The sequence below is a fragment of the Labrys sp. (in: a-proteobacteria) genome, from assembly GCF_047605565.1.
GTDB classification, from domain to species: domain Bacteria; phylum Pseudomonadota; class Alphaproteobacteria; order Rhizobiales; family Labraceae; genus Labrys; species Labrys neptuniae.
Window position 1 is genome coordinate 326,280 of record NZ_JASGFM010000001.1, and the last position, 12,397, is coordinate 338,676.

Sequence of the window (12,397 nt, forward strand, 5' to 3'; positions counted from 1 at the left end):
TCCATCATGGACCGATCGGTACAAGAGTCAAGAGTTTCCTTGGAGCGCGGACATCCTGTCCGCTCTTGCTTTCCTGAGAACGGGGCATTTCCAAGAGCGGACAGGATGTCCGCGCTCCGCCTCACGCCTTCTGCGGCAAAGTCAGCCCATATTTGCTGCCGAGTTCGACGAAAGCCTCTTCGCTGACGGGATCTACCGGCACGCCCTTGCGCGCCCGCTCTTCCTCCACCGCCCATTCGCGATCGCCCGGCGCCATTGGCTTGCCGCCGGCGCCTTCGGCCGGCACGGCGGCGCGGATATTGGCGAGATAGCGGGTCATGATCGCCCCGTAGATCTCCGGGGCGATGAAGGCCGAGGGGTTGATAGCCAGGGCAAAACCGCCCATGTCGCGCGGAGCGCCGGTCGAGGGCTGGCCATACATCGGCACCAACTCGGTCGAAAGCGCCATGCCGGTGAGGGGAGCGGACAGGATCTCCACAAGGCCGGCGAGCGCCGCACCCTTGAAGCCCTGCTCGCCGCCCACCGGCGAGAGCACGCGGGCGGCTTCCGGATCGGTGGTGTTGACGCCCTTCTCGTCCACGGCGACGCCCTGCGGCAGGGTGAGGCCGAGCGAACGGTAGAGCAGCACGCGGTTTTGCGGAATGGCGCTGGTCGCCATGTCCATCAGCCAGGGGCGCTGGCCGGGGACCGGGGCGCCGATGGCGATCGGGCTGGTGCCGTGGAAGGCGTCCCGCCCGTCGAACAGCCGCACGGCCGCGTCGGAATTGGCAGTGAGCAGGCCGATGAAGCCCTGTTCGGCGGCCCACATCGGATAGGCGCCGGCGGCGCCCATATGGGAGGAGCGCCGGATGGTGACGGCGCCGATGCCCTGCGTCCTGGCGATGTCGACGGCCACTTCCATGGCCCGGTAGCAGGCCAGGTGTCCGATGGCGCCATCCGCATCCAGAACGGCCGTGGCGCCTTCGCCGCGCGATACTTCGAGCTGGGGATGCCCGTTGATCTCGCCGCTGGCCAGCACCGAGAGATAGTAGGGCAGCAGCCTCACGCCATGGCTGTCCACGCCTAGGCGCGAGGCATGCATCATGGCGCGGGTGGCGGCTTGTGCCGAGGGGACATCGGCCCCGCCGGCCAGGAGGGCGGATTCGAGAAAGGCTTCGAGGCTGCTACTCGTATAACGCTGCGGTTCGCTCATCGGTCACGCTCTGTCTTCGGATAATCATCCCGGTTATCAGGATCGATCTGGTCGGCTTCCTCGCCGGGAATGGCATAGACGCCCTTGAGCCAGCGCGACAGATCGATGTCGGCGCAGCGCTTGGAGCAGAAGGGCTTGCTGGCCTCGACGCTGGGCTTGCCGCAGATCGGGCATTTGCGTTTGACGAGAGGGGTCGGGGTCGGTTCGCTCACAATTCGTCCCTCCAGGTGCCGCGGACCGGAAAGCCCGCACCTTCGAGAAGGCTCACCGTCTCATAGAGCGGCAGGCCGACGACATTGGTATAGGACCCGACGAGGCGCAGCACGAACACGCCGGCCAGGCCCTGGATGGCATAGCCGCCCGCCTTGCCGTGCCATTCATTGGAGTCGAGATAGGCATTGAGTTCGTCACGCGACAGATGCTTGAAGCGCACCCGCGTTTCCACCAGTCGGGTCCGGATGGTGCCCTGCGGGTCGGCGACGGCGACGCCCGTCATCACGATATGGCTGCGGCCCGACAGCAGGCTGAGGCAGGCTTCGGCATCCTCGCGCGTCTCGGCCTTGGGCAGGATGCGCCCGGTGCAGGCCACCACCGTATCGGCCGACACCGTGTAGGCGCCGGCGAGATCGGGGCGGCTCCCAAGGGTGGTCAGGGCCGCCTCGAGCTTACCCCTGGCGAGGCGCTGCACCAGCATGCGCGCCGCCTCGCCGCGCCTGGGCGTTTCATCGATATCGGTGGGCAGCAACGCATCCGGTTCGCAGCCTGCCTGCTCGAGCAGGGCATGGCGGCGCGGGCTGGCGGAAGCGAGCACGAGCTTGGGACGTTCAGTCATGACAGGCGCAATAGCAGGATTCGTCGTGTTTGGACCAGAGTCGGCTGAGAAATAGAACCGGCCCCGTTGGATCGCGGCCTGCCTCCGGGAGGAGGGCATCCTTCGAGAAGCGCCGCCGGCTTGCAAAAAGTTCCGTAGGGAACACAAGTTGATGTCGCATCTATATTAAGCCATCCGGCAGTTATAAATGCCGTGTTATGTATTTCATTGCGAGGGGCCGAGGACAATTTGCGCGGCATGTCAGCATGCCCGAATGACCTCCAATGATTTCGATTGAATCGTGAATGGGGAAGGGGCTGGCATGCAGCATAGAGGTTGTATCGCTTTGGCGGCGGCGAGTATTGCTCTGCTCGTGGCCGGAAGCGCGAGAAGCGAGGTCATCGGCCGCTACGACATGGGGCAATGGGTGATCGAAGCCAATGCCAGCAATGGCCGCTTTGAATATTGTGCTTCCAGCGGCAAATATTCGAGGGGCGCGGCGGTGCATTTCCTGCTGACGCGGGAAGCGGCCTGGGGCATGGTCATCGAGAATCCCAACTGGAACTGGGTCAGGGATTCGCGAGGCGATGTGACCTATTGGGTCGATAATTACCGTTCGCGTGCCAGCGGCGCCAAGGCAACGGCGCCGACCCGGCTGCTGATTCCGCTGGCCGATTCGACGCAGCTCTTCCAGGAGATCCGGGCCGGGCGGGTTCTCTATTTCCAGCCCCGCGGCAACAAGTCCTTCTCGGTTACCTTGAACGGCACGTCTTCGGCCCTGAGTGCGCTGATGCAATGCGTGGCGCGCTACCGCTAGATCGTCGAGAAGACGCGTCCGGCTTCGACGCGTCTTCGCCATTCAAGGCTGGCGGCGAAACGTGGCGCTACCGTTTCGCCTATTGCCCTTCAGGATAGTCGGCACCCTCGGTCACCGCGGCCCAGGCGTCGAAGTCCTGTGCGAGCTGGGCGAGCTTGATGCGGGCGCCTTCGAGCGCCGCCTTGCCGAGCAACAGCCGCAGGGGTGGATTCTCGGCTTCGACGGCCTTGACGATCGCCTGGGCGGCTCGGACCGGATCGCCGGGTTGCTTGCCGCTATTGCCCCGGATCTGGCCCTGCCGGACGCCCGCCGTTTCGCGATAGGCCGCAATGGTCTGCGGTGCCTCATTGGCCGAGCGGCCCGCCCAATCGGTCCGGAACGGGCCTGGCTCGACGATCAGCACCTTGAGGCCCAGGGGCGCGACTTCCTGGGACAGCGATTCCGACAGGGCTTCGACCGCGAATTTGGTGGCGGTGTAGAAGCTGACGGAGGGCGGGGCGCGCAGGCCGCCGATCGAGGAGATGTTGACGATGGTGCCCGAACGCTGCTGGCGCATCGCCGGCAGCACCGCGCGCGTCATCGCTGTCAGGCCCCAGACATTGATGTCGAACATCTTGTGGACTTCGGCCATGTCACTCTCTTCGAGCGAGCCGAAATAGCCGATGCCGGCATTGTTCACCAGGACGTCGATGCGGCCGAACCGGTCCAGCGCCACGGCCAGGGCAGCATCGATATCGGCCTGTTTCGTCACGTCGAGCTTGAGCACCAGCGCCGTATCGCCGAACTCCATGACGAAGTCCTCGAGCTGGGCGGGATTGCGGGCGGTGACGACGGTCGGATAGCCCAGCGAAAGCGTATGGCGCGCCAGTTCGCGGCCGAAGCCGGTGGAGCAGCCGGTAATGAACCAGACGGGCTTTGCAATTTCTGACATGGCAATCTCTTTGGAAAGCAAAGGTGGGGCATCTTACATAGAACCAACGCCCCCGCTCAATAACCGGGGTAAAAACATACAGGCCGTATAGCCTGCCTGATGAATAGCCGGCTCTTTATCTCATTTTCCAGCCCATTCAGGCCAGTGCTATCTCCCGCCTTTCGGCATTGGCTCGACCGGCGGCGTCGAGGCAGGCAATCAGGTGGCGCGCATAGGTCCCGTCGACGGGAACCGGTGCGTTCGCCTCGATGGCAGCCGCCATGGCCCGCCATTCGGCTTCGACCGCGCGCTGCATCCAGTCCGGATCGGCGGAATGGGCGATCGGCGTCCAGCTGCCGCCGCGCCCGATCGAGACGCCATGCTCGAAATCGATCCTGAGGGTGCCGCCCTCGCAGACGAGGTCCATGGCAAAGCCTACGGCGCCGTCGCGATAGCCGACGCTGGCGACCTGGCCGATGCGCCCATCCGCAAAACGCAGCAGCATCAAGGCACTGTCATCGGCTTCCTGCTGGTGGAACCAAGTGCCGGAGAGAGCGCTCACCGTGGCCACTTCGCTGCCCATCAGCCAGACGAGGCGATCGAGAGCGTGGATGCCGGCCGTCATCAGCATGCCGCCACCCGTGACGTTGGAAAGATGCCAGGGACGCCGATTGGCTTCCATCCACAATTTGATCATCCAGCTCGAGCCGAGCATCGGTCGGCCGAGCGTGCCGCCGTCGAGGATCTCCCGGGCGACGAGGCAGGGGCGGGCGAAATGCATGACATGGCCGACCATCAGCTTGACGCCGGCCTTGGCCACAGCGGCGTTGATCGCATCGCATTCGGCCAGCGTCGGCGCCATCGGTTTTTCCAGCAGGACATGCTTGCCGGCCTGGGCCGCCGCCACCGCCATTTCAGCATGGAGATGATGGGGGGTGGCGATGACGACGGCGTCGACCGCGGAGTCGTCGAGCACGGCGCGCCAATCGGTGTGGGCATGGCCGCCATGTTCGTGGGCGAATACCCGGGCGGCTGCGGCGTCTTCCCGGCATATGGCCGCGACACGCAAGCCCTGCGTCGCGGCAATCGCCCTGGCGTGAACCGCGCCGAAATGGCCGGCCCCGATGATGCCGATACCGATCATGCTGCCACCCTCTCATAGGCTTCGTCGATCAGCGTCATGGCCCGCCAATAGTCTTCGATCCCGACGAGAGGAGCTTCGCCGCGTGCCAGCCGGGCCAGCGTATCCGCCATGAAGGCCTTGTAGCGCTCGCCGGGCAGCAAGGGCGGTTCCTCGCGCGTGGCCGCATCGTCGAGCGTCGTGATGCGGCAATGGTCCCCGTGGTCGACGAGATAGGCGTTCGCGCTGGAGACGCGCCATTCGAAGTCGCCGCCCGGCGCCATCGAGGCGTAGGTATAGCCGGCCTCGATGGTGACGATCAGCCCCCGGCCATTGCGCAGGGTCAGGATGGCGTAGTCCTCGACGGCCTCGCCATGGAGATGGCCGAGAGAGGCGGCAACCAGCTCCAGCCCGTCATCGCCCGCCAAAGCCAGTGCGGCATCGACGCCATGGATGCCGAGATTGCGCAGGGCGCCGCCGCCGCTGGTCTGCGGTGCCAGCAGCCAGGGCACGCCGTCGATCCGGTAGCGCTCCGGTGGCCCGTTCACGATGCGGAACTGGGCGTGAGAGAGCTCGCCGAGCCGGCCGGTAGCGGTCAGTTCGGCGATGCGCGGCCAGATCGGGCTGCAGCGATTGGGAAGCGGCACGGCGATGAAGGCGCCCCGCCGGCCGCGATCCCTGAGTGGTTCGAGTTCGGATGCTCCCAGTGCAGCCGGCTTTTCCAGCATCACGGCGAGCCCCGCATCGACAAGCGAGATTGCGCGCTCGACCAGACCCGTTGGACTGCCCATCAGCACCACCAGGTCCGGCCGGGCCCTGGCCAAGGCCTCGGGAGAGGCCTGGGTCTCGAGGCCGTTTTCCCGGGCAAAGCGCGCCGCGACATCGGCATCCTCGTCCCACACCCCGGTGATGGTTGCCCCGGCCTGGTGGGCGGCCTCCCGGTGCATGGCCGCATGCCAATGTCCAACGCCGGCCAGGGCGACGCGCATGGCCATTTCCTCCGTCCTCCAAAGATTGACTTGACAGATATCCTACAAGTCAATCACTATCAAGCCACGGACAACGAGGGCTGGTGGCTGTGGATGCGGCAGGGGCAGGCAAGGTGAAGTCGATCAAGCCGCTCGACCGGCCGCCGCTCCTGCATGTTTCCGTGCAGGAGAGCCTGAAGAGCTACATTGCCGACAACCAGCTCGGGCCCGGCTCGGCGCTGCCGCCGGAAGGGTTCCTCGCCCAGCAATTGGGTGTCAGCCGCAATTCGGTGCGCGAGGCGATCAAGGCGCTGGAGTCGGTCGGTATCCTGGAGACGCGCCGTGGCATCGGCGTCTTCGTCAAGGCCTTCTCCTTCGCGCCATTGCTCGACAATCTCGCTTATGGCCTGGGCGGGGCCCTGCGCGAGGTCGAGGAGGTGCTGGAGATCCGCCGCGTGCTCGAGGTCGGCTTGATCGCCAAGACGGTCGCGCTGATCGGCGAGGACGACATCGAGGAATTGCGCCACACGGTCGAGCAGATGCGGCAGGCCGCCGAGCGCAACCAGAGCTTTGCCGCCGAGGACCAGCGTTTCCACAATCTGCTGTTCCGCTGCCAGGACAATCGCATGCTGACCAGCCTGATCGATGTGTTCTGGCTCGCCTTCTACAAGGCATCGGATTTCGTCAACCTGGCCAATATCGATCCGATGGCCACCTGGCAGGACCATTACGACATCTATGCCGCCGTGGCGGCGCGGGACGTCGAGGCCGCTCGCAGCCGGCTCGACCAGCACTATGACGGCATCGCCCGCCTGCTTGCGACCAGGAAGACAGCGCCGACGCCCGACTGAGAGGCCTGCGGCACGACCAGACAAGAAGAGACGAGGGGAGAAATCATGGCACTGAGGAAGATCGCGCTCGCGCTTTTGGCCGCGACGATCATGGCAATGCCCGCTGCCAAGCCAGCCCGGGCCGCGGATGGCACGGCGATAACGGGGGCTTTTGATGTCGGCCCGGGCGGGTTCCAGGGCAATTTCAACCCGCTGGCAGCCACCGGCGGCTTCACCTGGCTCAATCTCTATTTCGAGCCTCTGGTGATCTATGACGGCAGACTGGAGAAGATCGAAGGGGCGCTCGCCACCAAATTCGAGGTCGGCGCCGACAGGCTCTCCTACAGCTTCACCCTGGCCGATACCAAATGGCATGACGGCCAGCCCTTCACCTCGGCCGACGTGAAATTCACCATCGAGACGGCCAAGAACGGCGCGACAGGTTCGGTCTTCGCTGCCCGCCTCAGCGCGATCCAGGCGATCGAGACCCCCGACGCCCATACGGTGGTCCTGAAGCTGTCGGCCCCGAATGCCGGCCTGCTCGACACGCTGACCCAGCTGATGATGCTGCCCCAGCATGCGCTCAAGGACATTCCGGCCGAGACGCTCGCCAAGAATCCCTGGTGGTCGAAGGCGCCCGTCGGCACCGGCCCCTACAAATTCTCGCGCTATATCACCGACCAATATGTCGAGCTCGCCGCCAATGACGAGTATCGCGGCGGTAAGCCGGTGACGGGACGCATCATCAACCGCTATTTCGCCAATACGGCGGCGGCGGTGGCGGCCCTGCGCGCCGGGGAGATCAGCTTCAGCTATGTAGAAGCCGACGACGCCGCATCCTTCAAGGGCAACGATGCCTATCGCGTCATCGACGGCAATTCCTTCGTGGTCAATTATCTCGGCTTCAACCAGGAGGCGCCTTTGTGGAAGGACCTCAAGGTGCGCCAGGCCGTGATGCACGCCATCAACCGCGACGCGATCGTTCAGAGCCTCTATGGCGGGGCCGCCAAGACGGCCAATTGCGGCTATGTCGCCGATCGGCTTCAACCCGCCGGCCTCGATCCCTACGCTTATGATCCCGAAAAGGCCAAGCAATTGCTGGCCGAGGCGGGCTGGGACAAGATCAATGGCGACAAGCCGATCACCCTGCTGACCTATTACAACACGCCGCAGGCCACCAATGTGCTTGCCGCCGTGCAGGCCATGCTGTCCCAGGTTGGCATCAATGTGGTGCCGCGCGCCGTCGATACCCCGACCTATAACGGCACGATCTATGCCCAGAAGCCGGATTGGTCTCAGTTCCCGCTCGTCTATGCCGGCCTGCGCAACGGCCCCGATCCCGGTGGCCTCAACATGGGTCTCAACGAGAAGCAGATCCCGCCGCAGGGTGCCAATTTCCTGCGCATCAGGATGCCCTCGGTGAGCGGGGCCTTCGATGCCGCGCTGAATGAATCCGACGACGCCAAGCAGGCCGAGCGCTACCAGGCGGTGTGCAAGGCGATGAATGCCGATTTGCCCTGGGCGACGCTCTGGGTCGCCAATCGCTATGGCGTGGCGTCCAGCAAGCTGAAGAACTTCGTCTGGCTGCCGGCCCCCGGCGGCGGGCCTTACGCGGCACATCCGGAGAAATGGGCGGTGGAATAGGGAGCTTTACGGCATCCCATCAAGAAGGGCGCAACTTGCCTTCTCCGCGAAGTGGGGAAGGTGCCCAAACGAAGTTTGGGCGGATGGGGTGGGGCGAGCCGAGCGGGGAGCGAAACAAGCCTGCTCAACCGTCGTGCCAAGCTTCAAAGAACATCGCGTTGCTCGCCACACCCCATCCGACCCGGCTTCGCCGGGCCACCTTCCCCACTTCGTGGAGAAGGCAAGTTGCGCCCTCCGTTGTTGGACCTCTGTCGAGATATCGGATGTGTCCGCACATCCTCCATGAGGAACGCCATGCTGCGCTATTACCTCAATCGCCTGCTGGTCGGGGCGGCCATGCTCGTCGCCTTGAGCCTGCTGGTCTTCATACTGCTGCGCCTGGCGCCTGGCGATCCGATCGACGCCTATATCAATCCGAATGTGGCGATGTCGCAGGAGGAAATGGCGGCCGTGCGCAGCCGGCTCGGCCTCGACCAGCCCTTGCCGGTGCAATATGCCGCCTGGCTTGCCAGCGCCGCCAGAGGAGACCTCGGCTTCTCGCTGCAGCGCAATGGCGACACGGTGCTCGGCCTGATCGGCGAGCGTATCGGGCCGACGCTCTTGCTGATGGGGGCGGGGCTGGCGATCGCCATCGTCATCGGCATCGCCACGGGCATTCTCGGCGCCGTCAGGCGCAACTCGCCGACGGATGTGGGCCTGTCGATCGCCGCCTTCTTCGGCATCTCCAGTCCCGCCTTCCTGACGGCCCTGGTCGGTCTCTACGTCTTCTCGGTGCTGCTGCGCTGGGCGCCGTCGGGCGGCATGCTCACCCCGGGCGCGCCCTTCTCGGTGGCGGACCTGCTGCGCCACCTCATCCTGCCGGCTCTCCTGCTCTCGATCGGCCATGCCGCGCTGATCATGCGCTATATGCGCGCCTCGCTGCTGGAGGTACTCAACCAGGACTATGTGCGCACCGCCCGCGCCAAGGGGGTCAAGGAATTCTGGGTCATCGTCAAGCATGCGCTGCGCAACGCTCTGCTGCCGGTGGTCACGCTGATCGGCTCCACCATCGGCATTGCCGTGGGCGGCGCGATCTTCCTGGAAAGCGTGTTCAACTGGCCCGGCATGGGGCTGCTGCTCGTCAATGCGGTGTCGACGCGTGACTATCCGGTGATCATGGGCGCGACCCTGGTGGTGGGCGCCTGTGTCATCGTCGTCAACATCCTCACCGACGTCGCCTATGCGGCCGTCGATCCGCGCATCAAGGTTGCCTGAGATGGCGATTTCGACACAGCTTCGGTCCCGTGGCAACGGTCCGCTCGCGCGGGCGATGAGGCGCTTTGCCGCCAACAACGTCACGCTTGTGGGCCTTGCCATCCTGCTGGTCATGCTGGCGCTGGTGGTCTTCCATCCCTGGCTGCTGCGCTACAAGCCCAACGACATCGACCTCCTGGCCATCAACAAGGGCCCGAGCGCCGCCCACTGGTTCGGCACGGATGGTGTCGGGCGCGACATTCTCGCGCGCGTCCTGCGCGGCGGCCGCATCTCCCTGCTGGTGGCAGGCAGCTCGGTGGTGATCTCGCTGGTCATCGGTTATGTCGTCGGAGCGCTCGCCGCCATGGCGGGGCGTGTCGCCGATGCGGTGATCATGCGCCTGGTCGACCTCGCCATGACGCTGCCGCCGGTGATCCTGCTCCTGGTGATCGCCTCGATCACCGGCGCGGGCATCCTCTCCACCATCGCCGTGATCTCGCTGCTGTCCTGGCCGGTGCTGGCACGCATGGTGCGGGCGCGGCTGATGGAACTGCGCGAGCGCGACTTCGTCATCGCCGCGCGCGGCATGGGGGCCACGCTCGGCCACCTGCTCTGGCGCCATGGCCTGCCCAACACCATCGACATCCTCGTCGTCTATGCCGCGCTGCAATTTGCCGCCGCCATCCTGCTGGAAGCGGGCCTCTCCTTCCTCGGCCTCGGCATCCCGCCGCCGGAAGCGAGCTGGGGCAACATGCTGAACGCCGCCCGCAGCACCGTCGTGCTGGAGCAATACCCCTGGCAATGGCTGTTCGCCGGCGCTGCCCTCGTCCTCACCGTGCTCGCCATCAATTTCGTCGGCGATGGCCTGCGCGATGCCTTCGATCCTCGTTCCGAACTCAACTGACTGCAGAGAAGGTTCTCCATGTCTTCCGCATCCCCCCTGTTCCACGGCGTCGTGCCGCCGGTCGTCACGCCCCTGACCGCCGATCTCCAAGTGGACTATCCCTCCTTCGCGCGGGTGATCGAGCACCTGATCGCCGGCGGCGTGCATGCCCTGTTCGTGCTGGGATCGACCAGCGAGGTCGTCTTCCACGACGAGGCCACGCGCCGGAAGGTGCTGGAATTCGCGGTCGAGACCGTCAATGGCCGGGTGCCGGTGCTGGCCGGCGTCGTCGATCCCACCACCGATCGCGTCATCGCCCATGCCAGGACGGCGCAGTCGATCGGGGTGAGTGCGGTGGTCGCCACCGCGCCCTTCTATGCCCGCACCAGCGCGCCGGAGGTGATCGATCATTTCCGCTATCTGCGGGAAGCGATCGACGTGCCGGTGGTCGCCTACGACATTCCGGTCTGCGTGCATTTCAAGCTCGACCGCCACACCGTGGTGACGCTGGCCCGCGAGGGCAGCATCGTCGGCCTGAAGGATTCCAGCGGCGACGACGGCAATTTCCGCTATGCCCTGATGGACCTTGCCGATCGTCCCGAGATCATGATGATGACCGGCTCGGAGATCGTCTGTGACAGCGCCCTGCTGATGGGCGCCCACGGCATCGTGCCCGGCCTCGCCAATGTCGATCCTGCCGGCTATGTCCGGCTCTACGACCTCTGCCGCAAGGGGGACTGGGCAGGCGCGCGCCAGGAGCAGGAGCGCCTCTGCCGCCTGTTCGAGATGGTCTGGGTCGCCGCGCCGCGCGTCAGCGCCGGCTCGGCCGGCGTCGGCGCCTTCAAGACGGCGATGCGTCGGCTCGGCATCATCGAGACCAACGAAATGGCGCGCCCGCAGCGAGCATTGAACGAAGCCGAGGCGGCCACGATCGAGACGATCCTGCGCCAGACCGGCCTGTTGAGCTGAGCATGGTGATGGCGGCACCCGCGATCCTGGAGATAGAGGGCCTGAACACGGTGTTTCGCGTCGGCGGACGCGAGGTGTCCGCCGTGTCCGATCTCGATCTTGGCATCGGTGTCGGCGAGACGCTGGCGCTGGTGGGCGAGTCCGGCTCCGGCAAATCGGTGACCGGCCAATCCATCATGGGGCTGCTGCCCGGCAAGATCGCACGCGTCGCCGGAGGCACGATGCGGTTCCGGGGCCGGGACGGGATCGCCCGCGATCTCGTCGCTCTGGATGCCGAGGAGCGCCGGCACATCCGCGGCAACGAGATCAGCATGATCTTCCAGGAGCCGATGACCAGCCTCAACCCGGTCTACACCATCGGCGACCAGATCGCCGAGCCCATCCGTGTGCACAAGGGCCAGCCGCGCAAGGCGGCCATGGCTGCCGCCGTCGGGCTGCTCGACAAGGTGGGCATCCCCGATCCCGCCCGGCGGGCCCGCCAATATCCGCACGAGCTCTCCGGCGGCATGCGCCAGCGCGCCACCATCGCCATGGCGCTCGCCTGCGATCCCGTGCTGCTGTTCGCCGACGAGCCGACCACGGCGCTCGACGTCACCATCCAGGCCCAGATCCTCGATCTCCTGCAGCGCCTGCAGGCGGAGAACGGCATGGGGGTGTTGTTCGTCACCCATAATCTCGGTGTCGTCGCCGAGATCGCCCATCGTGTCGCGGTGATGTATGCCGGCCGCATCGTCGAGCAGGGGCCCGTTCGCGAGGTCTTCCGGCGCCCGCGGCATCCCTACACCAAGGGCCTGCTCGCTTCGGTGCCGCGACTGGGCGAGGCGACGCGGCTCAAGAAGGCCGGTGGACGCCTCGCCGCCATTCCGGGCGCCGTCCCCAGCCTTGCCGCCATGCCGCGGGGCTGTGCCTTCGCTCCCCGTTGCTCCCTGGCCCTGCCGGCCTGCCGCGAGGCCATGCCCGCACTGGCGGAAGTCGGGCCGGATCATGCCAGCCGCTGCATCCGTTCGCAGGAGTTGTGAG

13 protein-coding genes are annotated in these 12,397 nt (G+C 65.8%); 7 read left to right on the forward strand and 6 right to left on the reverse strand.

Annotation, left to right across the window (positions count from 1 at the left end):
* Positions 1 to 121 precede the first annotated feature (121 nt).
* From QM672_RS01570 to QM672_RS01580, 3 genes are read right to left on the reverse strand one after another with little or no spacing between them, the layout of a single operon-like run.
* The gene (locus tag QM672_RS01570; protein ID WP_367624275.1) at positions 122 to 1,192 is read right to left on the reverse strand and encodes an Ldh family oxidoreductase; all 1,071 of its coding nucleotides are present in this window, start codon (positions 1,190 to 1,192) and stop codon (positions 122 to 124) included.
* Positions 1,189 to 1,404, reverse strand: coding sequence for a DNA gyrase inhibitor YacG (yacG, locus tag QM672_RS01575; RefSeq protein WP_394310521.1), 216 nt, complete (start codon positions 1,402 to 1,404; stop codon positions 1,189 to 1,191). The genes QM672_RS01570 and yacG overlap by 4 nt, the downstream gene beginning before the upstream one ends.
* A complete protein-coding gene (locus QM672_RS01580; protein ID WP_311944740.1) occupies positions 1,401 to 2,024 on the reverse strand; it encodes a Maf family nucleotide pyrophosphatase in 624 nt (207 codons plus the stop codon). Before QM672_RS01580 ends, yacG begins: the two co-directional genes overlap by 4 nt.
* Positions 2,025 to 2,325: 301 nt before the next feature.
* Here QM672_RS01580 and QM672_RS01585 point away from each other — a divergent pair, with 301 nt between their 5' ends.
* The gene (locus tag QM672_RS01585) at positions 2,326 to 2,820 is read left to right on the forward strand and encodes a hypothetical protein (RefSeq protein ID WP_415080429.1); all 495 of its coding nucleotides are present in this window, start codon (positions 2,326 to 2,328) and stop codon (positions 2,818 to 2,820) included.
* Positions 2,821 to 2,899: 79 nt separating this feature from the next.
* On the opposite strand, the gene QM672_RS01590 is transcribed toward QM672_RS01585, so the two are convergent.
* The 3 genes from QM672_RS01590 to QM672_RS01600 all read right to left on the reverse strand — a co-directional run bounded on the left by QM672_RS01590 (position 2,900) and on the right by QM672_RS01600 (position 5,839).
* Positions 2,900 to 3,751: an oxidoreductase gene (locus tag QM672_RS01590; protein ID WP_415080430.1), complete on the reverse strand. Its 852-nt coding sequence runs from the start codon at positions 3,749 to 3,751 to the stop codon at positions 2,900 to 2,902.
* 136 nt (positions 3,752 to 3,887) lie between these two features.
* Entirely contained in the window at positions 3,888 to 4,874 is a 987-nt protein-coding gene (locus QM672_RS01595; RefSeq protein ID WP_367624272.1) for a Gfo/Idh/MocA family protein, read from the reverse strand.
* Positions 4,871 to 5,839 (reverse strand): Gfo/Idh/MocA family protein, encoded by a 969-nt coding sequence (locus QM672_RS01600; RefSeq protein WP_367624271.1) that lies wholly within the window; start codon positions 5,837 to 5,839, stop codon positions 4,871 to 4,873. Before QM672_RS01600 ends, QM672_RS01595 begins: the two co-directional genes overlap by 4 nt.
* A gap of 89 nt (positions 5,840 to 5,928) precedes the next feature.
* Here QM672_RS01600 and QM672_RS01605 point away from each other — a divergent pair, with 89 nt between their 5' ends.
* The 6 genes from QM672_RS01605 to QM672_RS01630 all read left to right on the forward strand — a co-directional run bounded on the left by QM672_RS01605 (position 5,929) and on the right by QM672_RS01630 (position 12,396).
* Positions 5,929 to 6,669 carry a FadR/GntR family transcriptional regulator gene (locus QM672_RS01605; protein WP_367624320.1) on the forward strand — a complete coding sequence of 247 codons (741 nt, stop codon included), beginning with the start codon at positions 5,929 to 5,931 and terminating at the stop codon, positions 6,667 to 6,669.
* Between the two features lie 45 nt (positions 6,670 to 6,714).
* Positions 6,715 to 8,292, forward strand: a complete 1,578-nt coding sequence (locus QM672_RS01610; protein WP_415080431.1) for an ABC transporter substrate-binding protein — start codon at positions 6,715 to 6,717, stop codon at positions 8,290 to 8,292.
* A gap of 294 nt (positions 8,293 to 8,586) precedes the next feature.
* The gene (locus QM672_RS01615; RefSeq protein ID WP_415080432.1) at positions 8,587 to 9,546 is read left to right on the forward strand and encodes an ABC transporter permease; all 960 of its coding nucleotides are present in this window, start codon (positions 8,587 to 8,589) and stop codon (positions 9,544 to 9,546) included.
* 1 nt (position 9,547) lies between these two features.
* On the forward strand, positions 9,548 to 10,429 hold the full coding sequence (locus tag QM672_RS01620; protein ID WP_415080433.1) for an ABC transporter permease: 882 nt from the start codon (positions 9,548 to 9,550) through the stop codon (positions 10,427 to 10,429).
* A gap of 18 nt (positions 10,430 to 10,447) precedes the next feature.
* Positions 10,448 to 11,377, forward strand: coding sequence for a dihydrodipicolinate synthase family protein (locus QM672_RS01625; RefSeq protein ID WP_367624268.1), 930 nt, complete (start codon positions 10,448 to 10,450; stop codon positions 11,375 to 11,377).
* 2 nt (positions 11,378 to 11,379) lie between these two features.
* Positions 11,380 to 12,396 carry an ABC transporter ATP-binding protein gene (locus QM672_RS01630; RefSeq protein ID WP_415080434.1) on the forward strand — a complete coding sequence of 339 codons (1,017 nt, stop codon included), beginning with the start codon at positions 11,380 to 11,382 and terminating at the stop codon, positions 12,394 to 12,396.
* Position 12,397: the final 1 nt, after the last annotated feature.

What these genes read in the sequence shown, in the direction of transcription:
- QM672_RS01590 (WP_415080430.1), bottom strand. Translation starts at nt 3,751, where the DNA reads ATGTCAGAAATTGCAAAGCCCGTCTGGTTCATTACCGGCTGCTCCACC.
- QM672_RS01620 (WP_415080433.1), top strand. Translation starts at nt 9,548, where the DNA reads ATGGCGATTTCGACACAGCTTCGGTCCCGTGGCAACGGTCCGCTCGCG.
- QM672_RS01600 (WP_367624271.1), bottom strand. Translation starts at nt 5,839, where the DNA reads ATGCGCGTCGCCCTGGCCGGCGTTGGACATTGGCATGCGGCCATGCAC.
- QM672_RS01625 (WP_367624268.1), top strand. Translation starts at nt 10,448, where the DNA reads ATGTCTTCCGCATCCCCCCTGTTCCACGGCGTCGTGCCGCCGGTCGTC.
- QM672_RS01615 (WP_415080432.1), top strand. Translation starts at nt 8,587, where the DNA reads ATGCTGCGCTATTACCTCAATCGCCTGCTGGTCGGGGCGGCCATGCTC.
- QM672_RS01630 (WP_415080434.1), top strand. Translation starts at nt 11,380, where the DNA reads ATGGTGATGGCGGCACCCGCGATCCTGGAGATAGAGGGCCTGAACACG.
- QM672_RS01610 (WP_415080431.1), top strand. Translation starts at nt 6,715, where the DNA reads ATGGCACTGAGGAAGATCGCGCTCGCGCTTTTGGCCGCGACGATCATG.
- QM672_RS01585 (WP_415080429.1), top strand. Translation starts at nt 2,326, where the DNA reads ATGCAGCATAGAGGTTGTATCGCTTTGGCGGCGGCGAGTATTGCTCTG.
- QM672_RS01570 (WP_367624275.1), bottom strand. Translation starts at nt 1,192, where the DNA reads ATGAGCGAACCGCAGCGTTATACGAGTAGCAGCCTCGAAGCCTTTCTC.
- QM672_RS01580 (WP_311944740.1), bottom strand. Translation starts at nt 2,024, where the DNA reads ATGACTGAACGTCCCAAGCTCGTGCTCGCTTCCGCCAGCCCGCGCCGC.
- QM672_RS01595 (WP_367624272.1), bottom strand. Translation starts at nt 4,874, where the DNA reads ATGATCGGTATCGGCATCATCGGGGCCGGCCATTTCGGCGCGGTTCAC.